General features: G+C 65.2%; 22 protein-coding genes. 3 read left to right on the top strand and 19 right to left on the bottom strand.

The annotated features are described in order from the left end of the window. Nucleotides 1–35: 35 nt before the first annotated feature. The 12 genes from AB5S05_RS20850 to AB5S05_RS20795 form a co-directional block, all read right to left on the bottom strand. Nucleotides 36–1,004 carry a PA2778 family cysteine peptidase gene (locus AB5S05_RS20850; protein WP_369289444.1) on the bottom strand — a complete coding sequence of 323 codons (969 nt, stop codon included), beginning with the start codon at nucleotides 1,002–1,004 and terminating at the stop codon, nucleotides 36–38. Then, complete coding sequence (locus AB5S05_RS20845; RefSeq protein WP_369289443.1) at nucleotides 989–1,390, bottom strand: PA2779 family protein; 402 nt, start codon at nucleotides 1,388–1,390, stop codon at nucleotides 989–991. Before AB5S05_RS20845 ends, AB5S05_RS20850 begins: the two co-directional genes overlap by 16 nt. Nucleotides 1,391–1,540: 150 nt before the next feature. Next, nucleotides 1,541–3,289 (bottom strand): hybrid sensor histidine kinase/response regulator, encoded by a 1,749-nt coding sequence (locus tag AB5S05_RS20840; RefSeq protein ID WP_369289442.1) that lies wholly within the window; start codon nucleotides 3,287–3,289, stop codon nucleotides 1,541–1,543. After that, nucleotides 3,273–4,436 (bottom strand): alcohol dehydrogenase-like regulatory protein ErcA, encoded by a 1,164-nt coding sequence (ercA, locus tag AB5S05_RS20835; protein WP_369289441.1) that lies wholly within the window; start codon nucleotides 4,434–4,436, stop codon nucleotides 3,273–3,275. The genes AB5S05_RS20840 and ercA overlap by 17 nt, the downstream gene beginning before the upstream one ends. A 90-nt stretch (nucleotides 4,437–4,526) precedes the next feature. Next, nucleotides 4,527–6,389, bottom strand: coding sequence for an alpha/beta hydrolase family protein (locus AB5S05_RS20830; protein WP_369289440.1), 1,863 nt, complete (start codon nucleotides 6,387–6,389; stop codon nucleotides 4,527–4,529). Then, nucleotides 6,386–7,540 carry a pyrroloquinoline quinone biosynthesis protein PqqE gene (gene pqqE / locus AB5S05_RS20825; protein WP_369289439.1) on the bottom strand — a complete coding sequence of 385 codons (1,155 nt, stop codon included), beginning with the start codon at nucleotides 7,538–7,540 and terminating at the stop codon, nucleotides 6,386–6,388. The genes AB5S05_RS20830 and pqqE overlap by 4 nt, the downstream gene beginning before the upstream one ends. Then, on the bottom strand, nucleotides 7,512–7,790 hold the full coding sequence (gene pqqD, locus AB5S05_RS20820; protein ID WP_369289438.1) for a pyrroloquinoline quinone biosynthesis peptide chaperone PqqD: 279 nt from the start codon (nucleotides 7,788–7,790) through the stop codon (nucleotides 7,512–7,514). The genes pqqE and pqqD overlap by 29 nt, the downstream gene beginning before the upstream one ends. Further along, nucleotides 7,787–8,539: a pyrroloquinoline-quinone synthase PqqC gene (pqqC, locus tag AB5S05_RS20815; protein ID WP_369289437.1), complete on the bottom strand. Its 753-nt coding sequence runs from the start codon at nucleotides 8,537–8,539 to the stop codon at nucleotides 7,787–7,789. The genes pqqD and pqqC overlap by 4 nt, the downstream gene beginning before the upstream one ends. A 12-nt stretch (nucleotides 8,540–8,551) precedes the next feature. Further along, a complete protein-coding gene (gene pqqB, locus AB5S05_RS20810; RefSeq protein ID WP_369289436.1) occupies nucleotides 8,552–9,466 on the bottom strand; it encodes a pyrroloquinoline quinone biosynthesis protein PqqB in 915 nt (304 codons plus the stop codon). Between the two features lie 59 nt (nucleotides 9,467–9,525). Further along, nucleotides 9,526–9,597, bottom strand: a complete 72-nt coding sequence (gene pqqA, locus AB5S05_RS20805; RefSeq protein WP_003253598.1) for a pyrroloquinoline quinone precursor peptide PqqA — start codon at nucleotides 9,595–9,597, stop codon at nucleotides 9,526–9,528. Nucleotides 9,598–9,929: 332 nt separating this feature from the next. Beyond that, nucleotides 9,930–11,450, bottom strand: a complete 1,521-nt coding sequence (exaC, locus tag AB5S05_RS20800; protein ID WP_369289435.1) for an acetaldehyde dehydrogenase ExaC — start codon at nucleotides 11,448–11,450, stop codon at nucleotides 9,930–9,932. A 312-nt stretch (nucleotides 11,451–11,762) separates the two neighbouring features. Next, nucleotides 11,763–13,541, bottom strand: coding sequence for a methanol/ethanol family PQQ-dependent dehydrogenase (locus tag AB5S05_RS20795; protein WP_369289434.1), 1,779 nt, complete (start codon nucleotides 13,539–13,541; stop codon nucleotides 11,763–11,765). 218 nt (nucleotides 13,542–13,759) lie between these two features. Here AB5S05_RS20795 and AB5S05_RS20790 point away from each other — a divergent pair, with 218 nt between their 5' ends. From AB5S05_RS20790 to ggpS, 3 genes are all read left to right on the top strand, one after another. Then, nucleotides 13,760–15,097 carry a DUF2254 domain-containing protein gene (locus tag AB5S05_RS20790; protein WP_369289433.1) on the top strand — a complete coding sequence of 446 codons (1,338 nt, stop codon included), beginning with the start codon at nucleotides 13,760–13,762 and terminating at the stop codon, nucleotides 15,095–15,097. A 165-nt stretch (nucleotides 15,098–15,262) separates the two neighbouring features. Then, on the top strand, nucleotides 15,263–16,540 hold the full coding sequence (locus tag AB5S05_RS20785) for an MFS transporter (protein ID WP_369289432.1): 1,278 nt from the start codon (nucleotides 15,263–15,265) through the stop codon (nucleotides 16,538–16,540). Between the two features lie 104 nt (nucleotides 16,541–16,644). Then, a complete protein-coding gene (ggpS, locus tag AB5S05_RS20780; protein WP_369289431.1) occupies nucleotides 16,645–18,912 on the top strand; it encodes a glucosylglycerol-phosphate synthase in 2,268 nt (755 codons plus the stop codon). Nucleotides 18,913–18,950: 38 nt separating this feature from the next. On the opposite strand, the gene AB5S05_RS20775 is transcribed toward ggpS, so the two are convergent. The 7 genes from AB5S05_RS20775 to AB5S05_RS20745 all read right to left on the bottom strand — a co-directional run bounded on the left by AB5S05_RS20775 (nucleotide 18,951) and on the right by AB5S05_RS20745 (nucleotide 25,089). After that, nucleotides 18,951–19,367 carry a VOC family protein gene (locus AB5S05_RS20775; protein ID WP_369289430.1) on the bottom strand — a complete coding sequence of 139 codons (417 nt, stop codon included), beginning with the start codon at nucleotides 19,365–19,367 and terminating at the stop codon, nucleotides 18,951–18,953. Nucleotides 19,368–19,501: 134 nt separating this feature from the next. After that, nucleotides 19,502–21,604, bottom strand: a complete 2,103-nt coding sequence (fusA, locus tag AB5S05_RS20770; protein WP_369289429.1) for an elongation factor G — start codon at nucleotides 21,602–21,604, stop codon at nucleotides 19,502–19,504. A gap of 159 nt (nucleotides 21,605–21,763) precedes the next feature. After that, complete coding sequence (locus tag AB5S05_RS20765; protein ID WP_369289428.1) at nucleotides 21,764–22,111, bottom strand: hypothetical protein; 348 nt, start codon at nucleotides 22,109–22,111, stop codon at nucleotides 21,764–21,766. Between the two features lie 72 nt (nucleotides 22,112–22,183). Then, entirely contained in the window at nucleotides 22,184–22,486 is a 303-nt protein-coding gene (locus AB5S05_RS20760) for a chorismate mutase (protein WP_369289427.1), read from the bottom strand. Nucleotides 22,487–22,708: 222 nt separating this feature from the next. Further along, nucleotides 22,709–23,989: an MFS transporter gene (locus AB5S05_RS20755; protein WP_369289426.1), complete on the bottom strand. Its 1,281-nt coding sequence runs from the start codon at nucleotides 23,987–23,989 to the stop codon at nucleotides 22,709–22,711. Nucleotides 23,990–24,632: 643 nt separating this feature from the next. Beyond that, nucleotides 24,633–24,884 carry a GlsB/YeaQ/YmgE family stress response membrane protein gene (locus AB5S05_RS20750; protein WP_369289425.1) on the bottom strand — a complete coding sequence of 84 codons (252 nt, stop codon included), beginning with the start codon at nucleotides 24,882–24,884 and terminating at the stop codon, nucleotides 24,633–24,635. A gap of 13 nt (nucleotides 24,885–24,897) precedes the next feature. After that, nucleotides 24,898–25,089, bottom strand: coding sequence for a DUF3185 family protein (locus tag AB5S05_RS20745; protein ID WP_369289424.1), 192 nt, complete (start codon nucleotides 25,087–25,089; stop codon nucleotides 24,898–24,900). Between the last annotated feature and the right edge of the window lie 420 nt (nucleotides 25,090–25,509).

Here is a 25,509-nt window from a genome sequence, read left to right as displayed (position 1 = left end):
GCCCAATCAGGCGCCGTTGGCATTTATGGCACCACTCATTCGGCTGCCGGACACGCCGGAAGCGCTGCACATCGACCGGTCGATGAGGCCACCACGGCTTTCACCTGGAAGCGACTGTCCGCCGGCGCCAGGCGCTGAGCGCAGCTTCGTGCCCGCTCGGCCTGCAGTTGGCAGCCACGCTCGCCCAGGACTTCGGACAGGTTGAACCAGCCGACGGCGAAATCTGCCTGCTGCGCCAGGCTCCTGCGCAACGCGGCCTCGGCGCCAGGCACGTCACCGGCGGCATAGCGACCATTGGCCAGGGCGAACCAGCTCAGTGACTCATCCGGCCAGTGCTCGGTCGCCTTGCGGTAGGCCCGTTGCGCCACCGCGACATGGCCGGTTTCCTCGAGATCACTGGCGGCCTTGAGCCAGGGCCGCAGCTCGGCCTGTGCCGGCAACTGATCAGCCGGCAAGGTCAATACCGCCCAGCGTCCACCACGCGCCCAGGTCCGATCGAAGGTGGTGAAGTCGGTCAGCCAACGCGCGGTGGTGCCGGAGCGCAGGATCAGGGTGCGTTCACGCCGGTCATACCCCACCACTACCGCGAAGTGCCAGCGCGGATACCAGTCGAAGGCCAGGTTCTGCAGGACCAGCACCGGATTGCCGGCGGCCACCTCGGCCAGCACGGCCTCCAAGCGCGGCTGCAGCGGATACACCAGCATGTCATGGCTGCGCGCCGCCGCCACCATCTCGACCTGCAGGCTGCCTTCGCGCCCCGGAATGAACACCTGGTCCTTGAGCAGGCCCGGGCTGGTCGTCAGGCCGCGCTGAGCGAGCATGGTGGCCAGTGCTGCCGGCCCACACTGGTAGGCGCTCTGGGGAAAGAAGGGCACGCTGCTCAGTTCCACCCGTTCAGGAAGACGCGAGGTCTCCGGCGGCAAAACCGGGGACCTCGCGCAAGCTGCCAGCAGAACGATCAGAACAAGCGGTAGGAAGTGCCCGCGACTCAACGGTTTATGCATTTGACGAAACTGAAGATATTGGTCGCGCAGATCATATCGGTAATGATGAAGATCACCAGGAACAGCACGATGACCCCGACCACCCCGGCCCCTGCCGGGGCTTCGGACAGCTGCTGGTTGAACTGCGCCAGCTCGGCATTGGTCAAGCTATTGATGCGCCCTTCGACCTTGCTGCGATCGACACCCATGGCTTGCAGCTTTTCCTGCACGGCCTGGTCATCGAGCATGCTCAGCAACTGCTGACGATCGAGTTGCTGTTGCTGTGTGCCCAACACCTCGCCAGTGCCGATCATCGCGGCGTTGGCCAGGGGTAGCTGAACGACCATCAGCACATGAAACACCGCCAGCATGGCGGCCAAACGACGGAACAACGAGTGCTTGTGCATTGTGCTTATCTCCTTGTCTAGCATGCCGGTAGGCGCCTGGCGGGCTTATCGACCACCTGAGTCCGACAAGAACCTAGACCCTGGCGATTGGCCGGGGTTCCTCATCAGCTTAGACAAGCCACGCGCAGGCTGCGCGTGCACTGTGCAGGCTCAACTCGCCGATTCGCCGAGCATCTGGCTAAGCACCGCGCGCAACTTGCCGGGCTTGACCGGCTTGTTCAGCAGCGGCACGCCCAGGCGCTGCAGCTCGCGGCGGCACTGGTCGCTACGGTCCGCGCTGATGATCACCGCCGGAATCGACCAGGCGAACTGCCGGCGCAGAGCGACCAGCACCTCGCAGCCGGTGACGCCATGATCGAGGTGGAAGTCGGCCAGGATCAGGTCCGGCGCCCGGCCACCCAGCGCCTCGATGGCCGCGGCTTCATCCACCGCCGTCAGCACCTCACAGCCCCACTGCTCGAGCAGGGCGGACATGCTGTGGAGGATGCTTAGTTCGTTGTCGAGCACCAGCAGGCGCCGCCCCGGCAGCGGGTCGCCGACCGGACTGCGCGGCGCGGCCGCCACGACAGACTGCTCGAGTGACTGCGCGGCCAGCGGCACGCGAATGCTGAACATCGAGCCGCGCCCCGGCTGCGAGCGCACCCCGATCGGGTAGTCGAGCATGCGCGCGATTCGCTCGACGATCGCCAGGCCCAGGCCGACGCCCTTGCGCTGCGCCGCCCGCCCGGTATTCAACTGGTTGAACTCGAGGAAGATGCTCTGCAGCTGATCCTGCGAAATGCCCTGACCGGTGTCCCACACCTGCAACTCGACGAAGCCCCCACGTCGGCGCGCACCCAGCAGTATCCGGCCGTGCTCGGTGTAGCGGCAGGCGTTGCTGAGGAAATTGCGCAGGATCCGGGTCAGCAAGCGGAAGTCGGTGCTGAGAGTGCAGTTGGCCAGCCGAACCTTGAGCTGCAGTCCCGCCGCCGCCGCCACCGGCTCGAACTCCGAGGCCAGCGGCGCCAGCAGGTCCTCCAGGCGATAGGCCTCGATGTCCGGCTTGACCGCCGCCTGGTCGAGCCGGGAGATCTCCAGAAGGTCGCTGAGCAGGTCCTCGGCCCCCTCCAGGGCCTGATGACTGCGCTCGACCAGGTTGTGTTCGGCCACTGGCAGGCTGCGCTCACGCAGGGTGGAGATCAGCAGGCGGGCGGCATTCAAGGGTTGCAGCAGGTCGTGACTGGCCGCCGCCAGGTATTTGTCCTTGCTCTGGTTGGCCGCCTCGGCGGCATCGCGCGCCTCGCGCAGGGCCTGCTCGATGCGCTTGCGCTCGACGATCTGCTGCAACAGGTTGCGGTTGGCCTTCTGCAACTCGGCGGTGCGTGCGCCGACCCGCTGTTCCAGCTCATCGTTTAGCTGCTGCAGGCGCTGCTGGGCCTGCTTGCGTTCGGTAATGTCGGCGACGAAACCCTCGAACAGGCCTTCTCCCTCCTCGTCCGGCTTGAGCAGCAGGTTCATTAACACGTCGATGACCTTGCCGTCCTTGCGCTTTAACTGGGTCTCGTAGCCGATCAGGCTGCGATCGTGCTCCAGTTCCTGGCGAATATGCTGCATTTCCTCGGCACCGCCGACGAACAGGTAGCTGGCCAGGTCGCTCAGCGACCAGAGCACCTCCTGCGGATCGTCGTAGCCGAGCATTCGCGCCAGGGCCGGATTGGCCGCCAGCAGGCCGTGCTGCAGGCTGGCCTGGAAGATCCCGTGTACCGCATGCTCGAACAGCCACTTGTAGCGGTTGCGCTCGGTTTCCAGCTCCTCCAGGCGTGCCAGCAGCTCCGGATAGTGGCTCTTGCGCACCGAATGGCTGCCCAGGCCGAGCAGCTCGGTGAGGGCCTGGCGCTGCTGCTCAGAGGGCCTCGGCATAGACGACCTCGACGTCTCGCTGGCTCGACTCGCGCGGGTTGGTGAGGATGCACGGATCCTCCATGGCATGCTGCGACAGGAACGGAATATCGGACGTGCCGACCCCGTGCAGGCCCAGGGTTTCGTGGAAGCCGACCGCGCGTTTGAAGCGGATCAGGTGCTCGACCAGGCGTTGGCGGATCTGCGGATGACTGAGGCCGCGGGTGTCGATACCGAGGGTCTCGGCCACCATCTTGAAGCGATCCGGCGCGGCGTTGTAGTTGAACGCCACCACGTGCTCGACCAGCACCGCGTTGCACAGGCCGTGGGGCAGGTCGAGGAAGCCGCCGAGGCTGTGCGACATCGCATGCACGGCGCCGAGGATGGCATTGGAAAACGCCAGGCCGGCCTGCATGCTGCCGAGCATGATCTTCTCGCGCAGGGCGATGTCGTTGGGGTTGGCGATCATCGCCACCAGGTGGCCGTTGATCAGGCGCATCGCCTCCAGGGCGTGGGAATCGGTCAAAGGTCCCGCTCCCGTGGAGACGAAGGCCTCGATCGCGTGCACCAGGGCATCGATACCGGTACAGGCGGACAGGAACGGATCCATGCTCAGGGTGGTCTCAGGGTCGATCAGCGACACATCGGGCACCGCGCCCTTGCTGACGATGGAGAACTTCATCCGCTCGGCCTGATTGGAAATGATCACGAACTGCGACACGTCGGCCGAGGTACCGGCCGTGGTGGGGATCAGGATCAGCGGCGGGCTGGGCACGCGCAGGGTGTCGACGCCCTCGAACTCGAGGATGTTGCGGCCGTGGGCCACGGCGATGCCGATGCCCTTGGCGCAGTCCATCGGGCTGCCGCCGCCGACCGCGACTATCACGTTGCAACCCTGGCTGAGGTAGGTCTCGGCGCCGAGCATCACCTCCTCGGAACGCGGGTTGGGCGACACCTGGGTGTACAGGCAGTGCTCGATGCCCTGGCGCTGCAGGCTGGCCTGCACGTCGGCGACCCAGCCGGCGGCGACCACGCCCGGGTCAGACACCAGGAGCACCTTGCGTGCGCCGTAGTTGGCGGCGTAGTTGCCCACGCTGTGGCGGCAGCCGGCGCCGAAGATGATCTCCGGCGAAACGAACTTGCGATGAAGACTGATATCGGGGCTCATACCGCGGCCTATTTCTTGTAGTTCTGACTACCGCTCAGCGTACTGGATTCGCCTGCCAATGCAATGCTGCCAAAGCCGCCTGGCGCGGGTTCAGAGCAGACGCTGGTAGAAGCGCCACTCCTGCTCCAGGGCATGGGCCAGGTGGCGTGCCTGGCGAAAGCCGTGGCGCTCGCCGGAATAGAGGTGATATTCGACCGCCACGCCGCGCTCGCGCAGGGCCGCGACCATGCTCTCGGTCTGCGCCGGCACCACCACCGCGTCCTGCTCGCCCTGGAAGAAGATCACCGGCGCGTCGATCCGCTCGGCGTGCAGCAGCGGGGTACGCGCCGCATAACGTTCGGCGTCGCGCTGCGGGTCGCCGATCAGCCAGTCGAGGTAGTCGGCCTCGAACTTGTGGGTCACCCGGCGCAGCGCCAGGGGATCGCTGACCCCGTAGAGGCTGGCGCCGCCGCGAAACTTCCGGCTGAAGGCCAAGGCGCACAGGGCGGTGTAGCCGCCGGCGCTGGCGCCACGGATGAAGGCGCGGGCCGGATCGATCAGGCCGCATTCGACCAGATGATCGACCAGCGCGCAGGCATCCTCGACCTCGACCGCGCCCCAGCCGCCCTGCAGGCGCATGCGATAGCCACGACCGTAGCCGCTGCTGCCGCGGTAGTTGAGGTCGGCCACGGCGAAGCCGCGCTGGGTCCAGAACTGGATACGCGGATCGAACACCGGATAACAGGCCGAGGTCGGTCCGCCGTGCAGAAACACCAGCAGCGGCGGTTTCTCTCCAGGCGGTCCGCCAAAACGACTGTTATGCGGCGGATAGAAGAAGGCGCGGCAGTCTTCGCCGCCAACGGCGAAACGCAGCGCCTGCGGGCGCGACACCTCGGCGGCCGGCAGCGCCGCTCCGCCGCCGGCCAGGACTCGGCATTGGTGGCTGTCACGCGCGATGGCCAGCACCACGCTGCCCTGGGTGGGCGCTGCGGCGATCAGGTAGTAGTGATCCTGGTCCGCAGCCAGCTGGCGGAAGCGACTGTAGTCCTCGGCCAGGCGCCGCTCGTCCTCGCCATCGCGCACCGCCAGGCGGGCGAAGCCGTCCTCGAACCAGCTCAGCAGTAGCGCGTCGCCGGCCAGCGCCAGGTAGTTGCAGGCCCCCAGCTGCCATGGGGCGCCGCCGTGGTCGGCCGCGGCGCAGGGCAGCGCCTCCAGATGCCCCTCGCTCGCTTCCCGCCAGGGCTGCCAGTAACCGTTGCGGTCGCCGAGCACCAGCAGGCGGCCCCGGTCATCGAAGCCGGGTTGCTGCAGCGATTGATCGCCGTCCTGACCGGCCACGACCTGCGGCGCTTGCCACTGGCCCTGGCCAGTGCGGCGCCGGGTGCACAGCCGGGTCGCCAGCCAGGGCTGCTGCGGGCGGTCCCATTCGATCCAGGCCAGACGCCGACCATCGCCGCTCAGAACCTGGGACGAATAGAAATCGCGGCCCTCGGCCAGCACCTCGCGCGCGCCATCGGCCAGGGCGATGCTGACCAGGCGATGGATCACCTGCTCGCCTGAATGGCTTTCCTCGATCGCAAGAACGGCCTCGCCCTGGGCATCGAAGTGCAGATCCCCGTAGCGGCAAGCGGGCTGTCGGGTCAGCGCCCGGGGCGCGCCCTCCAGCGCCTGCCAATAGAGTTGCTGGTCGGCCTCGTTGACGAAGGCCAAGCCATCGTGGCCCAGGCAGAAGGCGCCGCCGCCGTACTCGTAGACCCGGCTGCGCACCGACAGGCCCGCCGGGGTCAGGCAGCGCAGGCTCGTTGGCGTCCGGTGCCACAGGGTCGAGCGGCCGTCAGCTGGATCGAAGGCCAGCCAGACCAGGCCGCCCAGGCCCGCGCGCAACTCGGCGAAGTCGGCGCCGGCTGCGGCGGCCTGCGCGCTTGTCCAGTCACTGTCCCAGAATCCGTAAGGCGCTACTGCAGTGGTCTTCATGCCTTGCAGATTAGCTGGGAGGCCTTCTCGTTGCGAAACTGCAAACTCTCCAGCGACTTCGGCGCCCGCTCGGCCTCTTCGCGCGCGGCGAGGATGATGCCGTGGTGCGCCGACTTGCTGCACACCGGGTCGGCGTTGCTGGCATCGCCGGTGAGCATATAGGCCTGGCAGCGACAGCCGCCGAAGTCCTTGGCCTTCTCGTCGCAGGAGCGGCAGGGCTCGGGCATCCAGTCATCGCCGCGGAAGCGGTTGAAGCCGAACGAATGGCGCCAGATGTGCTCGATGCTGTGCTCGCGCACGTTGGGAAACTGCACCGGCAACTGCCGGGCGCTGTGACACGGCAGCGCGGTGCCGTCCGGGGTGATGTCGAGGAACAGGTTGCCCCAGCCGTTCATGCAGGCCTTGGGCCGCTCCTCGTAGTAGTCCGGGGTGACGAAGATCAGCTTGCACGGGTGGTTCTGCGCGGCCAACCTGGCGCGCCACTCGTTGGTGATGCGCTCGGCGCGCTCGAGCTGGGCGCGGGTCGGCAAGAGCCCTGCGCGATTGAGCTCGGCCCAGCCGTAGAACTGGCAGGTGGCCAGCTCGACGAAGTCCGCCTCCAGCTCCAGGCACAGCTCGATGATCCGCTCGATATTGTCAATGTTGTGCCGGTGGGTGACGAAGTTGAGCACCATCGGGTAGCCGGCCGCCTTGACGGCCCGGGCCATCGCCAGCTTCTGGGCAAAGGCCTTCTTCGAGCCGGCCAGCAGGTTGTTGACCTCCTCGTCGGCGGCCTGGAAGCTGATCTGGATATGGTCCAGGCCGGCGTCGGCGAACTCGCCGATGCGCTGCTCGGTCAGGCCGATGCCCGAGGTGATCAGGTTGGTGTAGTAGCCCAGCCCCCGCGCCGCCTCGATCAGCTCGGCCAGGTCCTGGCGTACCAGCGGTTCGCCACCGGAGAAGCCCAGCTGCGCCGCGCCCAGCTCACGCGCCTGGCGGAACACCTCGATCCACTCGGCGGTCGTCAGCTCCTCGCCCTGCTGGCTGAAATCCAGCGGGTTGGAGCAGTAGGGGCACTGCAGCGGACAGCGGTACGTCAGCTCGGCCAGCAGCCACAGCGGCGGGCCGGGCTCATGTCCGGGCTTACTGCAGCTCGATCCAGAACTGGGCATTGGCTACCTCCATAAAGGCCAGGATGTCTTCATCCAATCCCGGCACATCGGGAAAACGACCGCGCAGCTCGTCGATGATCTGCGCCACGCTGCGGGCGCCGTTGACCTGCTTGAGGATCTCCCCGGCGCTGTCGTTGAGCTTGATCATGCCCTCCGGGTAGAGCAGCACGTGACAGCCCTGGACCGGCTCCCACTGCAGGCGGAAGCCGCGGCGCAGCTTGGGAATCTGTTCGCTATCGAACGGGTTCATAGGGCGATTCCTCGATGCCAGACCGGCTCGGCGGTCACCGTGTGGTAGGGCGGGCGCTGCAGCTCGTAGGCCATGCTCATGGCGTCGAGCATGCTCCAGAGCACATCGAGCTTGAACTGCAGGATCTCCAGCATGCGCTGCTGGGCCTCGAAGGTGGTGTAGTGCGCCAGGGTGATGCGCAGGCCGTGCTCGACGTCGCGGCGCGCCTCCTTCAGGCGCTTGCGGAAGTAGTCGTAGCCGCCGGCGTCGATCCAGGGGTAATGCTGCGGCCAGGCGTCCAGGCGCGACTGGTGGATCTGCGGGGCGAACAGCTCGGTCAGCGAACTGCTGGCGGCCTCCTGCCAGGAGGCTCTGCGGGCGAAGTTGACGTAGGCGTCGACGGCGAAGCGCACCCCGGGCAACACCAGCTCCTGCGACAGCAGGCGCTCGCGCTCGAGACCCACGGCCTCGCCCAGGCGCAGCCAGGCCTCGATGCCGCCCTCCTCGCCGGGCGCGCCGTCATGGTCGAGGATGCGCTGGATCCATTCGCGGCGGGTGTCGCGGTCCGGGCAGTTGGCCATGATCGCCGCGTCCTTGAGCGGGATGCACACCTGGTAGTAGAAACGGTTGGCGACCCAACCCTGGATCTGCTCGCGGGTGGCGCGGCCCTCGTACATCGCCTGATGGAAGGGATGATGGGTGTGGTAGTAGGCGCCCTTGGCGCGCAGCGCCTGCTCGAATTCGGCAGGGCTCATCGCGGGTTGGCTCATGTGCCTGGCTCCTTACAGCTGGATGCTCATGCCGTCCCAGGCGACCTCGATGCCATGGCGGCCGAGTTCGGCGCGCTCCGGCGAATCGAGGTCGAGGATCGGGTTGGTGTTGTTGATGTGAATCAGCACTTTCTGCCTGGCCGGCAGGCCGTCGAGCACCTCGATCATGCCGCCGGGGCCGCTCTGCGGCAGATGGCCCATGGTGCTGCCGAGCTTGTCGCCGACCTCGCACTGGAGCATCTCGTCGTCGCGCCACAGTGTGCCGTCGACCAGCAGGCAGTCGGCGCGGCGCATCCAGGCCAGCAGGGTTTCGTCGACCTGGCCCAGGCCCGGCGCGTAGAACAGCTTGCCACCGCTGCGCTGGTCCTCGACGAACAGGCCGATGTTGTCGCCCGGGTGCGGGTTGCCGCGGTGCGGCGAATACGGCGGTGCGCTGCTGCGCAGGGGAATGGCGGTGATCGACAGCTGCGGGCAGACCGGAATGCTGAAGGGTGCACCGTCCAGCTCGATCAGGTTGTGGCGCAGGCCGCCGTTCCAGTGTTCGAGCATGTTGAACAGCGGAAAGCCGCTGGTCAGGTCCTGGTGGACCATCTCGGTGCACCAGACCTGGTGCGGGCAGCCTTCGCGCAGGGTCAGCAGGCCGGTGGTGTGGTCGATCTGGCTGTCCAGCAGGATGATCCCGCCGATCGCCGTGTCGCGCGGTTTGCGCGCCGGCTGCAGGGTCGGAAAGGATTCCAGCTGGGCGCGGATATCCGGCGAGGCGTTGCACAGGATCCAGTCCTGGCCATTGTCGCTCAGGGCGATCGAGGACTGGCTGCGCGGCTGCGCGCGCACACTGCCGTCGCGCACGCCACGGCAGTTGCGGCAGTTGCAGTTCCACTGGGGAAAACCGCCGCCGGCGGCGGAGCCGAGAATCTGGATATGCATGGCGGATACCGATGGTGAATTCCGGGGCGGATGCCCCAGCAGCGCTGGGGCAAGGCGGATCAACGATTGGCGAAGTACATAGTGACTTCGAAACCAATACGCAGGTCGGTAAAGGCTGGTTTAGTCCACATGGCGCGGTCCTCTTGTTATGTCAGCCGGCGAATTCCGGTAGTGCTAGTTATGCACCCGGACGCGCCAGGGCAGAATGGTACTTTGGGAGGAAGCCGGGCTGGCTTTGGTAGGGCCTACCAGACAGCGCCGGCTCAGCCTACGCTGCGCGCCAGCCAAGCAAGGCCCCCTGCCGCGACTGCAGCTGGCAATAAAAAACGCGGCCGAAGCCGCGTTGCGAGAGTGATTTGCCTCCATATTCAGGCCGCTGCGGCCCGCCGCAAACCGTGCCCTGAGGGCCTGTCGCAGGATGACCCGGCGCACGGGAGCACATGCGCCGGGCTTGACGCCTGGATCAGAAGAAGCCCAGCGGATTGATGTCATAGCTGATCAAGAGGTTCTTGGTCTGCTGGTAGTGGTCGAGCATCATCTTGTGGGTTTCGCGGCCGACGCCGGACTTCTTGTAGCCACCGAAGGCGGCATGCGCCGGGTACAGGTGGTAGCAGTTGGTCCACACGCGGCCGGCCTTGATGCCGCGGCCCATGCGGTAGGCGCGGTTGATGTCGCGGGTCCAGAGGCCGGCGCCGAGGCCGAACTCGGTGTCGTTGGCGATCGCCAGGGCCTCGGCTTCGTCCTTGAAGGTGGTCACGCCGACCACCGGGCCGAAGATCTCCTCTTGGAACACGCGCATCTGGTTGTTGCCCTTGAGCAGGGTCGGCTGAATGTAGTAGCCACTGGCCAGGTCACCTTCGAGCTTCTCGGCGGCGCCGCCGGTGAGCAGCTCGGCGCCTTCCTGCTGGGCGATCTCCAGGTAGCTGAGGATCTTGTCGTACTGCTGCTCGGAGGCCTGGGCACCGACCATGGTCTCGGTGTCCAGCGGGTTGCCGCGCTTGATCTGCTTGATCTTCTTCATCACCTCGGCCATGAACGCCGGGTAGATTGACTCCTGCACCAGGGCGCGCGACGGGCAGGTGCACACCTCGCCCTGGTTGAAGAACGCCAGCACCAGGCCTTCGGCGGCCTTCTCGATGAAGGCCGGCTCGGCCTGCATGATGTCCTCGAAGAAGATGTTCGGGCTCTTGCCGCCCAGCTCGACGGTGGACGGGATGATGTTCTCGGCGGCGCACTTGAGGATGTGCGAGCCCACCGGGGTGGAGCCGGTGAAGGCGATCTTGGCGATGCGCTTGCTGGTGGCCAGCGCCTCGCCGGCTTCGCGGCCGAAGCCCTGGACCACGTTGAGCACGCCCGGCGGCAGCAGGTCGCCGATCAGCTCCATCAGCACGGTGATCGACAGCGGGGTCTGCTCGGCGGGCTTGAGCACGATGGCGTTACCGGCGGCCAGGGCCGGGGCCAGTTTCCAGGCGGCCATCAGCAGCGGGAAGTTCCACGGGATGACCTGGCCGACCACGCCCAGCGGCTCGTGGAAGTGATAGGCGGCGGTGTGCTCGTCGATCTCGGCGGCGCTGCCTTCCTGGGCGCGGATGCAACCGGCGTAGTAGCGGAAGTGATCGGCGGACAGCGGCACGTCGGCGTTGAGGGTCTCGCGCACGGCCTTGCCGTTGTCCCAGGTCTCGGCCACGGCCAGCAGTTCGAGGTTGGCCTCGATGCGGTCGGCGATCTTCAGCAGGATGTTCGAGCGGTTGGTCACCGAGGTCTTGCCCCAGGCATCGGCGGCGGCATGGGCGGCATCCAGGGCCAGCTCGATGTCGGCGGCATCGGAGCGCGGGAACTCGCCGATCACCGAGCCGTCGACCGGGCTGGTGTTGGTGAAATACTGGCCTTTGACCGGGGCGACGAACTCGCCACCGATGTAGTTGCCGTACTGGGACTTGAGGGAAACGACTGAGCCTGGGGTACCGGGTTTGGCGTAGATCATGATGCGGTCCTCTTATTGTCGGAGCCTGCTCCCTGAACGTGGAACAGGTCATGCTTCGATGTTAGGAAGCCCCCGCGCCGGCCGGTATGCATCCATGGCACAGGTCGCCTCCTCATTTGGTAGTAATGGCCCCGCCCGGGCAACTGCTGCGCGGGCCGACGGCCTGATCCAGCGTAGCCCGGTCGGCTGGATGACGCCTTTTTCCTCCACCCTCGCCCGCGGTCGGTGGATGGCTGAAGCGTCATCCCCCCTGAGAAGGCCGGAAACGACGATGGCCGGTCAGAGACCGGCCATCGTTTTACCCGTGGTGGATCAGCGCTTGGCGACCAGGTCCTTCGGCAGCTTGAAGGTCCAGAGCATGCCGCCCTGGTTGAAGTTCTTCACCCGCTTGGCCACTTCGCCGCCCCACAGCGGCACCGCGCCACCCCAGCCGGACAGCACCGAGACATACTGCTCGCCGTCCATCTCCCAGGTGACCGGGGAACCCAGTACGCCGGAGCCGGTCTGGAATTCCCAGACCTTCTCGCCGGTCTTGGCGTTGAAGGCCTGCAGGAAACCCTCGGGGTTGCCGGTGAACACCAGGTTGCCCTTGGTGGTCATCACCCCGCCCCACAGCGGCGCGTAGTTCTTCTGGCGCCAGACTTCCTTGCCGGTCTTCGGGTCGATGGCGCGCAGCACGCCGATGTAGTCCTCGTTCAGCGGCTTGATGGTGAAGCCGGCGCCGAGGTAGGCCGCGCCCTTCTTGTAGGCGATGTCCTCGTTCCAGATGTCCATGCCCCACTCGTTGGACGGCACGTAGAACAAGCCGGTGTCCTGGCTGTAGGCCATCGGCATCCAGTTCTTGGCGCCGAGGAAGGCCGGCGCGGCGAACACGCTCTTGCCCTTGTCGGCCGCGGCGCCCGGCGAGCCCGGACGGTTGTCGTCGATGTAGATCGGCCGACCGGTCTTGTCCAGGCCCTTGGCCCAGGTGATCTTGTCGACGAACGGGAAGCCGCGGATGAACTTGCCGTTGGTGCGGTCGAGCACGTAGAAGAAGCCGTTGCGGTCGGCAGTGGCCGCAGCCTTGATGGTCTTGCCGCCTTCCTGGTAGTTGAACGAGACCAGTTCGTTGACGCCGTCGAAGTCCCAGCCGTCATGCGGGGTGGTCTGGAAGTGCCAGCTGATGCTGCCGTCGTCCGGGTTCAGGGCCAGACGCGAGGACGAGTAGAGGTTGTCGCCAGGGCGCAGGTGCGAGTTCCACGGCGCCGGGTTGCCGGTGCCGAACAGCAGCAGGTTGGTTTCCGGATCGTAGTAGCCGCCCAGCCAGGGCGCCGCACCGCCGGTCTTCCACAGATCCCCGGGCCAGCTCTTGCCGGCTTCGCCGCCGCTGATGCCGTTCTCGATCTTCTTGCCGTCCTTGTAGACGTAACCCATGTGGCCTTCGACAGTTGGCCGGGTCCACAGCAGCTGGCCGTTGTTCGGGTCATAAGCCTCGATCTTGCCGACGATGCCGAACTCGCCACCGGAGACGCCGGTAATCAGCTTGCCGTTGACCACCAGCGGCGCCGCGGTGATCGAGTAGCCGGCCTTGTGGTCGGCGACGTTCTTGCGCCATACGACCTTGCCGGTGTCCTTGTTCAAGGCCACCAGCTTGGCATCCAGGGTGCCGAAGATCACCAGGTCGCCGTACAGCGCCACGCCGCGGTTGATCACGTCGCAGCACGGGCGAATGTCGTCCGGCAGGCGCGCATCGTACTGCCACAGCTCCTTGCCGGTGCGCGCGTCGACGGCGAACACCCGCGAGTAGGAGGCGGTCACGTACATCACACCGTCCTTGATCAGCGGCTGGGCCTGCTGACCACGCTGCTTCTCGCCGCCGAAGGACAGGGTCCAGACCGGGCGCAGGTCCTTGACGTTGTCGGTATTGAGGATCTCCAGCGGGCTGTAACGCTGGCCCTGCAGGCCCATGCCGTTGGTGACGATCTCGTGGGTGGTTTTACCGTCGTCGAGGATTTCCTGATCGGTGACCGCCCAGGCCGCTGCGGCCGGCATGAGCATGGCGGCGCACAGGGCGCTGAGGACGAAAGGCTGGCGAAGACCGGAGTGTTTCATTGCGGCTACCTCTGCGGGTTAATTGTTATCACCGGGAACTTTTCCCGATCTACCGCAGATTCTTGGGCGCCCGGCCGCCGCCAACAATTGAACGCAGTGCCGAATTCCCTACTCCCTTGGTAGCAATACCCCTACCGGCGACTCGGCCCCGCCGGCCGGCACGCGACGAGCCGTTCGCTATAGTTCAGCGAGCAGCCTTCACCGCAATCGGAGTGCCCGTGGCCAAACCGCTGAACATCGCCTTTCGCGTCTACCTGCGCGTCACCCACAGCCTGGCGTTCTATCCGACGCTGATCTCCCTGGTCTTCCTGGCCCTATGCCTGCTCAACATCGCCATCGAGTATCAACCCTGGCTGATGACGCTCAAGGCGCACCTGGATATCGGTCTGGTGCGCAATGCCGAGAATGCCCGCTTGATCCTCGGCACCCTGGTCGGTGGCATCCTGTCGCTGATGGTGTTCAGCTTCTCGATGGTCATGGTGGTGCTCAACAACGCCTCCGCGGCCCTGTCACCCCGCGTGCTTCCCGGCCTGATCAGCAGCAAGGGCCACCAGAAGACCCTGGGCTTCTACCTGGGCACCATCCTCTATGCATTGCTGCTGATCACCACTATCGAGCAGAACGGCGAGGACCAGATCCCCAGCCTCGGCGTACTGGTAACCCTGGGCCTGGGCATCGCCTGCCTGGGCCTGTTCGTCCAGTTCATTCGCTCGATCTCCCAGTCGATCCAGGTCGAGTACATCGTCAACAACCTCTACACCGGAACCCTGGAAAAGCTCGACAGCGCCCTGGACAAGCTGAGTGACCTCGCCGAACCTGCCTCCTGGCCGGCCGACGAAGACTGGACAGAGATCAAGGCGCATCGCAGTGGCTACTTCAAGGAAATCAATATCCACACCCTCAACGCGCTGCTGGTCGACAATGATCTGCGCATGGCGGTGCTGGTCCATCGCGGCTTCTTCGTCATGCCCGGGCACCCGCTGTTCAAGCTCGACCGCGAAGTCGACGAAGATCTGCGCCAGCAGCTGCTCGACTGCTTCGACTTCTTCGTCGAGCAATACGTCAGCGCTCACTACGTGTTCGGCTGCAAGCAGATTTCCGAAATTGCCGTGAAGGCCCTGAGCCCCGGCATCAACGACCCGGGTACCGCGATCACCGCCATCGACATGCTCAGCGTGCTGTTCGGCCGGCGGCTGCAGCTGCCCGACCTGGACGTCGCGCCCCTGGCGGACGAGGCGCCGCGGCTGTACTTCTTCGAGCTGTCGCTGGACCAGATGCTGCAACTGATCTTCGGCCCCATACGCGTCTACGGCAGCTCCGACCCGGCGGTGCTGACCCAGCTGTTGCAGGCCTTCAAGAACCTGCTCTATCAGCAGCCGCGCGCCCACCATCGCAGGGAACTGATAAGCCACGCGCGCAGCGTGGTGGAGAGCGCCGACCGACACATTACCAATAGACGCGACCGCGAGCAGTTGAATGACATGATTGAGCGCTTCAATCAGGCCGCCAAGGTTTCTCCACCGGCGCTCGAGGCGCTGCACATCGAACGACGCTGAGGCGATAACGCACCAAAATGGATCACGATCGCGCCAAAAATAAATAGCCCTCCGTTTATCAGGCTATTTTTTCCAGTTATAACAAAGACTTAACCATAACACCCGGAACCCCTTGGCGCGTTTCGTGCTTGCTATCGATGGCATAGTTCCCTAGGGTAGTCCGCCATGTGGTCCCTGATTGCCCCCATCAGCTCGTTGCTGAGCGGGGTCGCGTTACTCCTGCTCGGCAACGGCCTGCTCAACACCCTACTGACCCTGCGTGGCGTCGCCGAAGGCTACTCCACCGGGATGCTCGGCCTGATCATGTCCGGGTACTTCGTCGGTTTTCTCCTCGGCACCTGGCTGGCGATTCCGCTGGTGCGTCGGGTTGGCCATATCCGTGCCTTCGCCTTCTGCGCCGCCCTGGCCGCCATCTGCGCCCTGCTCCATGTCCTGCTGATCGATCCCTGGGTCTGGCTCGGCCTGCGCGTGCTCTATGGCCTGGGCCTGGTCAGCCTGTACATGGTGATCGAGAGCTGGCTCAACGCCCAGGTGCCCAACGACAGGCGCGGCCAGGTGTTCGCCGTGTACATGGCGGTCAACCTCGGCGCCCTGGCCGCGGCGCAACAACTGCTCAACCTGGCCTCCCCCGGCGATTTCATCCTGTTCGTCCTGGCGGCCATGCTGATCAGCGCGGCGCTGATGCCGATCACCCTGACCCGCCAGTTGCAGCCCAGCCTGCCCGAGACCTTGCACACCAACCTGCGCCAGCTGGTCGGCATCGCCCCGCTGGCGATTGTCGCTGCAGGCCTGTCCGGCCTGGCTCTCGGCGCGTTCTGGGGCATGGCCCCGGTATATGCCAGCCTGAGCGGCTTCGACGCCACCGGCGTGGGCCTGCTGATGAGCAGCGCGATTCTCGGCGGCGCCCTGCTGCAATGGCCGATAGGCCTTTATTCCGACAAGCATGACCGGCGCCTGGTGTTGCTCTGGGTGGTCGCCCTGAGCGTGCTGGTCGCGCTGCTGATGAGCCTGCTGCCGGCCGGGCGCCTGTTGCTCGGCCTGATGTTCCTGTTCGGTGGGCTGTCCTTCGCCATCTACCCGATCGCCGTGGCCCAGCTGATCGACCAGTTGCATCCCGACGAGATCCTCGCCGGCTCCGGCAGCCTGCTGATGGTCAACGGCATCGGCTCGGTATGCGGCCCGCTGCTGGCCGGGCTGCTGATGCAACAGCTCGGCGCCCAGGCCCTGCCGCTGTACTTCGCGGTGGTACTGGGCCTGCTCGGCGCCTACACCTACTACCGTCTGCGCCACGTCAGCGATCTGGTCAGCGGCGAACAGGCCCACTTCATGCCCATGCTGCGCACCAGCCACACGGTGCTCGAACTGATGCCCGATGCCCCGCCCAGCGAGGCCCAGGCCCCGGACGAATTCGCCTACCAGGAGTCCACCCCCTCGAATCCGTAGGCATGCGCTGTGCTCACCCAGCCTGCTGTGAGCACAGCACATGCCTGCCAGATACTCGCACGTCGGCTTTTGTCGGCGCGTCAACTTTGTAAAGGAGACAGCGCATGCTACTTGCCACCGATCTCGATGGAACCTTTCTTGCCGGCGATCCCGAAGATCGCCTCAGCCTCTACCAGACCATCGCCGCGCACCCGGAAATCCGCCTGGCCTACGTCACCGGTCGCAGCCTGGAGGCGGTGCTGCCGCTGCTGGCCGACCCGACCCTGCCGCAGCCGGACTACATCATCGCCGACGTCGGTGCCAGCCTGGTGCACGGCGACAGCCTGCAGCCGATTCAGCCCCTGCAGAGTGCGGTGGATGCCCTCTGGCCTGGCGAGAACCAGGTCTCCGGGGCCATCGAAGGCTTCGCCCTGGAGCGCCAGGACGTGCCCCAGGCGCGCCGCTGCTCCTACTATTGCAGCCCCGAGGAGGCGACCAACCCGGCCCTGCTGCAGGCGGTCGAGGCCCTCGGTTGCGACCTGCTCTACTCCGCCGAGCGCTACCTGGACCTGCTGCCCAAGGGCGTCAACAAGGGCAGCAGCCTCAAGGCCCTCGCCGAGTGGCTGGAACTGGACGACGACCAGGTGCTGACCGCCGGCGACACCCTCAACGACCTGTCCATGCTCGACGGCCAGTTCAAGGGCGTCTGTGTCGGCAGTTCGGAGGTCGCCCTGCTGCAATCCACGCGCCAGCACTCGCGCGTGTTCCACGCCGAGCGCAGCGGTTGCGGCGGGATTCTCGAGGCCTTCGCCCACTTCGGCTTCCTCGGCGAGCACGGTATCGCCGCGGAGAAGCGCCAGGCGGCACAGCCCGGCAAGGCCGAACTGGTGATGGTCTACCACCGTCTGCCCTACGAGGAGTTCCGTGGCGCCGACGGCAAGCTGCAGCGCCGCCGGCCCACCTCGCCCAACGGCATCATCCCCACCCTGCTGAGTTTCTTCGGCGATGGCCGCCCCGGTTCCTGGGTCGCCTGGGCGGTGCACGAGGAGGGCGACGAGCCCTTCGACAGCCATACCACCGTGGATGCCGAACGCTACCCCAAGCTGACTGCCGCGCGAGTCAAGCTGAGCAAGGAGGAGGTCGACATCTTCTACAAGCGCTTCTCCAAGGAAGCCTTCTGGCCGACCCTGCACACCTTCTGGGAACGCGCCACCTTCAACGAGGATGACTGGCAGGTGTTCTGCAAGGTCAACCGCGCCTTCGCCGAACGCACCGCTCTGGAAGCTGCCGAAGGGGCCATCGTCTGGCTGCACGACTACAACCTGTGGATGGTCCCGGCCTACCTGCGCGAACTGCGCCCGGACCTGCGCATCGCCTTCTTCCACCATACCTATTTCCCCTCGGCGGACGTGTTCAACGTGCTGCCCTGGCGCCGACAGATCGTCGGCAGCCTGCTGCAGTGCGACTACGTGGGCTTTCACATCCCGCGCCAGGTGGAAAACTTCGTCGATGTCGCCCGCGGGGTCTTTCCGCTGCAGACCGCCGGCCGGCAGAACTGCGCGCCGCGCTTCATCACCTATGGCTGTGCCGTGGGCCTGGAGCGCATGACCACCGCACTGGACACCGGCAGCCGCCGGGTCAAGCTGGGCGCCCACCCGGTCGGCCTGGACCTCGAGCGGGTACGCAGTGCCCTGGAGGCGCCGAAGATCCGCGAAATGATGGGCCGCCTGCGCGAGGAGCTGCGCGGGGTCAAGCTAATTCTCTCGGTCGAGCGTCTCGACTACACCAAGGGCATTCTGGAAAAGCTCAATGCCTACGAGCGTCTGCTGGACGAGAACCCGGAACTGCTCGGCAAGGTCACCCTGGTCACCGTGTGCGTGCCGGCGGCCAAGGAAATGACCATCTACGACGAGTTGCAGACCCAGATCGAGCAGGCGGTCGGGCGGATCAACGGGCGCTTCGCGCGGATCGGCTGGACGCCACTGCAGTTCTTTTTCCGCAGCCTGCCGTTCGAGGAGGTCAGCGCCTGGTACGCCATGGCCGACGTCATGTGGATCACCCCGCTGCGCGACGGCCTGAATCTGGTGGCGAAGGAATTCGTCGCCGCCCAGGGCCTGCTCGGCGGCAGTGGTGTGCTGGTGCTCTCCGAGTTCGCCGGCGCCGCGGCCGAGCTCAAGGGCGCCATGCTGACCAACCCGCACGACCCGGCGGACCTGGCCCAGACCTGCTACCTGGCCCTCAACCTGCCCAAGGCCGAGGCCCAGGCGCGTCTGCGCGAGCTGTTCGACATCGTCAGCTACTACGATATCCGCCGCTGGGGCGAGGAGTTCCTCGCCGGGGTGGCGCTGGAAGAGCCGGTCGAGGCCGGCGTCACCCTGGAGATCGCCTCCTAGGGCAAAGCGCCGGCTCGGGCCCTGTCCGGGCCGGCCACTCAGCTCATCTCGCTGACCACGCAGTTGATCATCCAGGACACCCCGAAACGGTCGGTGAACATGGCGAAGCGGGTGGCCCAGAAGGTCTGCTGCAACTCCGTCTGCACCGCCCCCCGCTCGGACAGGGCCGCGAACAGGCGCTCCGCTTCGGGCACGTTATCGACATGCAGGGAAATCGAGCAGCCCTTGATCCCCGCGTACGAAGACTGCTCCAGGGAGTCGGAAGCCATCAGCAACTGGTCGCCCACCCGCAGGCTGACATGCATGATGCGCGAGTGGAACTGCTCGGCAATCTCACCGGCATCGGGGCTTTCGCTGTAGCGCATCATCTCCAGGCTGCCGCCCAGGCACTGGGCGTAGAAGGTGAAGGCGGCCTCGCACTGGCCGTCGAACATCAGGTAGGCATGGATCTTCATCACAACTCTCCTCGTTTTCGCAGGTCGGTGCGCGTGCGACGGCGTGCATCCTGCTCGCGCAGTTCCGTTACGACTCGCTGCCGGTCCTCGGCGTCGAGTCAGTGGCGCCCTTGCCTCGCCCAAGCCCCACGGACTCAGGCGGACTTGTGCACCATGGTCGCGACTATGCTCGGCGGCGCCTCGGCATAGCGGGCGAACTCCATGGAGAAGCTGGCGCGGCCCTGGGACATCGAGCGCACCTGGGTGGCATAGCCGAACATCTCGCCCAGTGGCACCTCGGCGCGAATGATCCGCCCCGACACCGCCTCCTCGGTGCCATGAATCAACCCGCGACGGCGGCTCAGGTCGCCCATGATATCGCCCAGGTATTCCTCGGGCGTCACCACCTCGAGCTTCATCAGCGGCTCCAGCAACACCGCCCCGCCCTGCTGCGACAGTTGCTTGGTGGCCATGGAGGCGGCGACCTTGAACGCCAGCTCGCTGGAGTCGACGTCGTGGAAGGAACCGTCGAACACCGCCGCCTTCAGCCCCAGCAGCGGGTAGCCGGCGAGCACGCCGTTCTTCATCTGGTCCTCGATGCCCTTCTGGATCGCCGGGATGTATTCACGCGGAATCACCCCGCCGACGATCTCGTTGCTGAACTGCAGGCCCTCCTGACCCTCGTCGGCCGGGGCAAAGCGGATCCAGCAGTGGCCGTACTGGCCGCGCCCGCCGGACTGACGAACGAACTTGCCTTCGATCTCGCAGCGGTTGCGGATCGCCTCGCGGTAGGCCACCTGCGGCTTGCCGGTGTTGGCCTCAACGGTGAACTCGCGGCGCAGGCGGTCGACGATGATGTCCAGGTGCAACTCGCCCATGCCGGAGATGATCGTCTGCCCGCTTTCCTCGTCGGTGCGCACGCGGAACGAGGGATCCTCCTGGGCCAGCTTGCCCAGGGCGATGGCCATCTTCTCCTGGTCGGCCTTGGTCTTGGGCTCCACCGCGATGGAGATCACCGGCTCGGGGAAATCCATGCGCTCGAGCACGATCGGCTTGTTCAGGTCGCACAGGGTGTCGCCGGTGGTGACGTCCTTCATGCCGATCAGCGCGGCGATGTCGCCGGCGCGCACCTCCTTGATCTCGGCGCGATGGTTGGCGTGCATCTGCACCATGCGCCCGACCCGCTCCTTCTTGCCCTTGACCGAGTTGAGCACCGCGTCACCGGAGTTGAGCACGCCGGAATACACGCGGATGAAGGTCAGGGTACCGACGAAGGGGTCGCTGGCGATCTTGAACGCCAGCGCCGAGAATGGCTCCGCATCGTCGGCGTGGCGCTCGTCCTGGCGCTCCGGGTCATCTGGATGGGTGCCGCCGATCGCCGGAATCTCGGTGGGCGCCGGCAGCAACTCGACCACCGCATCGAGCACCAGGGGCACGCCCTTGTTCTTGAACGAGGAGCCGCAGACCGCCGGCACTACCTCGCAGGACAGGGTGCGCAGGCGCAGGCCGGCCTTGATCTCCTCCTCCGACAGCTCGCCACCGTCGAGGTACTTGGTCAGCAGCTCCTCGCTGCCCTCGGCCGCGACCTCGAGTAGGTTGGCGCGCCAGTGCTGGGCCTGCTCCAGCAACTCGGTCGGGATCTCCTCCTCGCGCCCGGTCATGCCCTGGTCTTCGTCGCTCCAGTAGATGGCCTTCATCCTGATCAGGTCGATCTGCCCGCAGAAGTCCTCCTCCTGGCCGATCGGCAGCTGGATGGGCACCGGCACGTGGCCCAGGCGTTGCTGGATCTGCCCGACCACCCGCAGGAAGTCGGCGCCGGCGCGGTCCATCTTGTTGACGTAGGCGATGCGCGGCACCCGGTACTTGTCGGCCTGGCGCCAGACCGTCTCCGATTGCGGCTCGACCCCGTCGGCGCCGCTGAACACCACCACGGCGCCGTCGAGCACGCGCAGCGAACGTTCCACCTCGATGGTGAAGTCGACATGACCGGGGGTGTCGATGATGTTGATCCGGTATTCGTCCAGCTGCTTGCGCGAGCCGCTCCAGAACGCGGTGGTCGCCGCCGAGGTGATGGTGATGCCGCGCTCCTGCTCCTGGACCATCCAGTCCATGGTCGCGGCACCATCGTGGACCTCGCCGATCTTGTAGTTGACCCCGGTGTAATAGAGGATGCGCTCGGTGGTGGTGGTCTTGCCGGCATCCACATGCGCCACTATGCCGATATTGCGGTAATGGCTGATGGGCGTGGTTCTGGCCATGGCGAGCACCTCCGGGACGAGTTGAACGATGCGCAGCGCACTGACTGCATGGGCCGACCGACGGCCCACCTATCAACGCTAGCACCGCTGCGCCGCACTGCAGAAATGCGGCGCTGCCGCCTATCGGTTGAACCGCCCGGCGAGTACCTTGGCGGCCGGCTAATAACCCCCGCCGCCGCCATGGTTGCGGTGCCTGCTGTGGTACTTCTTGCTCAGGCCGGGCGGCAGCCGCCTTTTTCCCTGGTTCCAGTGGCCGTCGCGGTGCTCCGACCAGTACCAGCCGCCGTCGTGCCAGCGGTAATAGATCCGGTCCCGGTAATACAGGTGGGGCCAGCCGAGCACCACGAAGACGTCCAGGTCCGGGTCCCAGCGCCATCGGACACCGGGCGGCGGCGCATAGTGCGCCGGCGGCTCGCGATCCCAGCCGTCGCGGTCGCCGCCCACATGCACGGTGCAGGCCGCCAGCGGCAGAACCATGACCAGATACAACAGATAGCGCAGCTTCATGGCAGAACCCCTCTTGCGGGCGGTATCTGCTCGTTTAGACCGGCAAGACACCGAGCGGTTTCCCGTGGCGCATCAGGTGGACTGCAGGGCCCGGTGCTCGGCCAGCTCGAGCTCGATAAAGGCGTCGATCATCGCCCGGTAGACCCGCTCGGTGACCGCCGGGCTCGCGTCAAGCTCACGGGCCAGGCCGGTAACCTTGGCGATCACCTGCTCGACGCGCTGCGGCGCCCTGACCTCGGCGTTGCCGCGCTTGAAACGCGCGGCCTGGGCCACATAGGCGCCGCGCTCGGCCAGCAGGCCAACCAGTTGGCGGTCGATACGGTCGATCTGGCTGCGCACCTGATCGAGGTTCTGACAGTCAAGCGAATGGTTCACGGCATGCTCCCTATGCTCGATTGCTGGATTCAATGACTCGCCACCGCATGGGTGAACAGGCTCGGCGCCCACCAAGTCTGATGCCGGGGCACTATAGCTGACCGCCCCCGTTGCGCGAACCACGGAGTGACGCGGGCAGAACCCGAGCCAGATCGGACATACGAACGCAAGCGCCCTGACTGCAAGGCAGCAAGACCCGGATTCTCTACCCGCCAGTATCGGCTAAGGGTTTATAGCTTCCTCCGCGATGTCCGCGATGGGTTTTAGTGGCTCGCCATCATCGCCCAGGAGCTGGTGATCGAATGCCGCCTGCAGGCCGGTATCGTCCTCGGCCTCTTCCTCGGGCCCATGGTCAATGTAACGCGGGTACAGTGGCGACAAGACCGCCGCCAAGATGCCGATTGCCGAGAACATGGCAAACGCATCGGCGTAGCCGAATTCACTCACCAGCAAGCCGACGACAGGCGAGCCGGTCGCCTGGCCGATTGAGACGGCCATAAATGGCAAAACCGGCCCCATCGACAGTCGACCCGGCAACAAACGGATGCCGGTCATCAGATAGAGCCCGGTCAGACTCATGTAGGCCAGGCCGAAGACCAGCGCGGAAAAGCTCGCGAGCACCAGCTGACCGGGGCTGGCGGCGAGCAATGCCAGGCTCGCGGACAGCATCGTCAGCATCAGTGCCTGGGTAATGGGCGGGTTGTTGCGATCGGCCAGGTCGGCCACCACGGCACCGCCGAGGCCGGCAATACCGACCGCCAGCCACACCCCCCCGGTTGCGCCGGGCGGCAGGCCGCCGAGGGTGACCACCAGATCGGGCGCGAAGATCCAGTAGGCGGAGGAGACGAAGCCCATCACGAATGCGAACAGCGAGAGCCTGAACAGACGCGACCACTGCAGAGCGCTGATCGGAGGCGGTGGTGCGGCGTTCGCCGGCGTGACCCGTGATACCGAGGGGATGAAGTACCACGCGGCGAGCACCCCGAAACCCGCCAGGACGGCAAAGGACAGGTAGGCGAAACGCCAGGCGCCGGCCAGGAACAGAACCGCCGGAACAGCAACGATCACGCCAATGCTGGTACCCGCGTTCATCACCGCGCTGACGCGTCCGTGCAGCGAGCGTTTTACCAGCGCCTGCATGGCGGCCGTCAGCGCCGGCATCATCAGGCCGGTGCAGATGCCACAGGCGAACACACCCACGCCAAGCGACAGTGCAGCAGAGGCCTGGCTGATCAGCGTCAGACCACCGACGCCGAAAACACCGGACAGCACCGCCGTGTTGCGGGCACCGAGGCGATCGGCAGCGAACGGCGCGACCAGCGTGGCCAGCAAGAAACTGATCAGCGGCAGCGCGCCGATGATGCCGATCACGTAGGGCGTCAGTTCCAACTCGGCGCGGATCGGCGGCACGAACAGCCCGAAGGCGAAGCGCGCGAGGCCGTAACTGATCGCGACCAGCGCTGCACCGAACAGGGAAAACGCTGTGCTCGAAAGAGACTTCATATTGCCTCCGCCAGACAAACATCGAGGACTGCAGCCCGTTGCGGTTCCTGGCGCCGCCCCTGCCGCACGATGGCCGCACGCTGATACTCGAAATCCGTATGCATCTTGATCATCATGCAGCCCTCACATAAATGGGAGCGGGCCCGGGAGCTTTGCCGAAGGCATAGCTGATAACGCTTGGAACGCTATAGCGATCTGGAAGGGAAACAGGGTCAGGTATCACACCCCCTGGTGAACGTTGATCTCGGCCTACGGCGCCCCCGTGCACAGCGGAAACCGGACACTCAAAGCCTAGGAGTTGCCCTGGCCGGATTCAAGCAGACTTCCGATTACCCCGGCCGACGCAACACCAACAGGCGCAAGCCTCCACTCAGCGGAGCAACTGAACCAGGCACGATTACACAGCGTGCGCGGTGTAACAGTGAAGGCGAAGGCGCAATGGAAAAGCCGTCGCCACATTATTTGCGATTGTCTATTTATTCATACTGAGCAGCCGCATCACTGATGACATCGCACCAATATCCGACGCTGCTAGAACGCTCACCTTTCATCCGCGATTACGGCAACCTTAACAAGGTCAGCGTCAAAGGTCGGCAATAAATTAGCTCCCCCTCTAGCGCCACCGCCACGGCATTGTTAACAGCTAAGCCTTTTTAATGACACCAATTGCAAACAACAACATAACAGCGCCAATAGTGGCCATAACAATAGAGCCCAAAAGCCCGCCTGTTGTTATGCCAAGCAAGCCAAATACAAAGCCCCCCACAACAGCACCGACGATGCCTACGATGACATTGCCTATGACACCAAACCCTCTTCCCTTCACGATGACGCCAGCAAGCCACCCCACCAGCGCACCAACAGCCAGAAATATCAACAGGTTAATAATATCCATGCATCCTCCAGTGTTAATTCTTAGCGACCAGATAGACCCCAACGACAAGACTGGCGGCGCCAGCGATGTAGAAAGTCATCACCCTATCTGTATCCGAACCTGTAAATGCTTGTGTAATTTGTGATTCGACGGAACCAGATAGCTGATACCCCCATATGGAAAGCCCTACACCTAGTACGACAAGGACAATACCAATAATTTTCATCGTAGCTCCTGCACCCATTGCCGTCGTTTTCTTATCGGCCGCCCTTCTAAAACCCTATAACCGAAAGAAATAAAAAGCCTTCTAATCACAATCAAAAGCAATCAGATAAGTTCCAACGAAACTGAATATCAGTAAATAATAGATAACTTTGCAGACACCCGCCCCACTCTTTCCTGGAATGTTCCAACGATCACTGGCTTACTCATAGGGCCTCACGACGGCCTGCAATCCCTTGACTGCTTAATCTGCCTCGACAATTGACAGCGCCCATCCAACTGCATGCGGAGTCGACATGTAGTGGTCTACTGATCCCGGACACCGATTTAGGCGAAAATCCTCGCCGTGAGAGAGGTGTCTGATGAGCAAACAACGACGTACGTTTTCCGCCGAGTTCAAACGCGAGGCAGCCGCCTTGGTGCT

This window comes from Pseudomonas zhanjiangensis (genome assembly GCF_041027545.1).
Classification (GTDB): Bacteria; Pseudomonadota; Gammaproteobacteria; order Pseudomonadales; family Pseudomonadaceae; genus Aquipseudomonas; species Aquipseudomonas zhanjiangensis.
This window is presented reverse-complemented; position numbering and strand designations above follow the sequence as displayed.

What these genes read in the sequence shown, in the direction of transcription:
- AB5S05_RS20850 (WP_369289444.1), bottom strand. Translation starts at nt 1,004, where the DNA reads ATGCATAAACCGTTGAGTCGCGGGCACTTCCTACCGCTTGTTCTGATC.
- AB5S05_RS20845 (WP_369289443.1), bottom strand. Translation starts at nt 1,390, where the DNA reads ATGCACAAGCACTCGTTGTTCCGTCGTTTGGCCGCCATGCTGGCGGTG.
- AB5S05_RS20840 (WP_369289442.1), bottom strand. Translation starts at nt 3,289, where the DNA reads ATGCCGAGGCCCTCTGAGCAGCAGCGCCAGGCCCTCACCGAGCTGCTC.
- ercA (WP_369289441.1), bottom strand. Translation starts at nt 4,436, where the DNA reads ATGAGCCCCGATATCAGTCTTCATCGCAAGTTCGTTTCGCCGGAGATC.
- AB5S05_RS20830 (WP_369289440.1), bottom strand. Translation starts at nt 6,389, where the DNA reads ATGAAGACCACTGCAGTAGCGCCTTACGGATTCTGGGACAGTGACTGG.
- pqqE (WP_369289439.1), bottom strand. Translation starts at nt 7,540, where the DNA reads ATGCCCAGTTCTGGATCGAGCTGCAGTAAGCCCGGACATGAGCCCGGC.
- pqqD (WP_369289438.1), bottom strand. Translation starts at nt 7,790, where the DNA reads ATGAACCCGTTCGATAGCGAACAGATTCCCAAGCTGCGCCGCGGCTTC.
- pqqC (WP_369289437.1), bottom strand. Translation starts at nt 8,539, where the DNA reads ATGAGCCAACCCGCGATGAGCCCTGCCGAATTCGAGCAGGCGCTGCGC.
- pqqB (WP_369289436.1), bottom strand. Translation starts at nt 9,466, where the DNA reads ATGCATATCCAGATTCTCGGCTCCGCCGCCGGCGGCGGTTTTCCCCAG.
- exaC (WP_369289435.1), bottom strand. Translation starts at nt 11,450, where the DNA reads ATGATCTACGCCAAACCCGGTACCCCAGGCTCAGTCGTTTCCCTCAAG.
- AB5S05_RS20795 (WP_369289434.1), bottom strand. Translation starts at nt 13,541, where the DNA reads ATGAAACACTCCGGTCTTCGCCAGCCTTTCGTCCTCAGCGCCCTGTGC.
- AB5S05_RS20785 (WP_369289432.1), top strand. Translation starts at nt 15,263, where the DNA reads ATGTGGTCCCTGATTGCCCCCATCAGCTCGTTGCTGAGCGGGGTCGCG.
- ggpS (WP_369289431.1), top strand. Translation starts at nt 16,645, where the DNA reads ATGCTACTTGCCACCGATCTCGATGGAACCTTTCTTGCCGGCGATCCC.
- AB5S05_RS20775 (WP_369289430.1), bottom strand. Translation starts at nt 19,367, where the DNA reads ATGAAGATCCATGCCTACCTGATGTTCGACGGCCAGTGCGAGGCCGCC.
- fusA (WP_369289429.1), bottom strand. Translation starts at nt 21,604, where the DNA reads ATGGCCAGAACCACGCCCATCAGCCATTACCGCAATATCGGCATAGTG.
- AB5S05_RS20765 (WP_369289428.1), bottom strand. Translation starts at nt 22,111, where the DNA reads ATGAAGCTGCGCTATCTGTTGTATCTGGTCATGGTTCTGCCGCTGGCG.
- AB5S05_RS20755 (WP_369289426.1), bottom strand. Translation starts at nt 23,989, where the DNA reads ATGAAGTCTCTTTCGAGCACAGCGTTTTCCCTGTTCGGTGCAGCGCTG.
- AB5S05_RS20750 (WP_369289425.1), bottom strand. Translation starts at nt 24,884, where the DNA reads ATGGATATTATTAACCTGTTGATATTTCTGGCTGTTGGTGCGCTGGTG.
- AB5S05_RS20745 (WP_369289424.1), bottom strand. Translation starts at nt 25,089, where the DNA reads ATGAAAATTATTGGTATTGTCCTTGTCGTACTAGGTGTAGGGCTTTCC.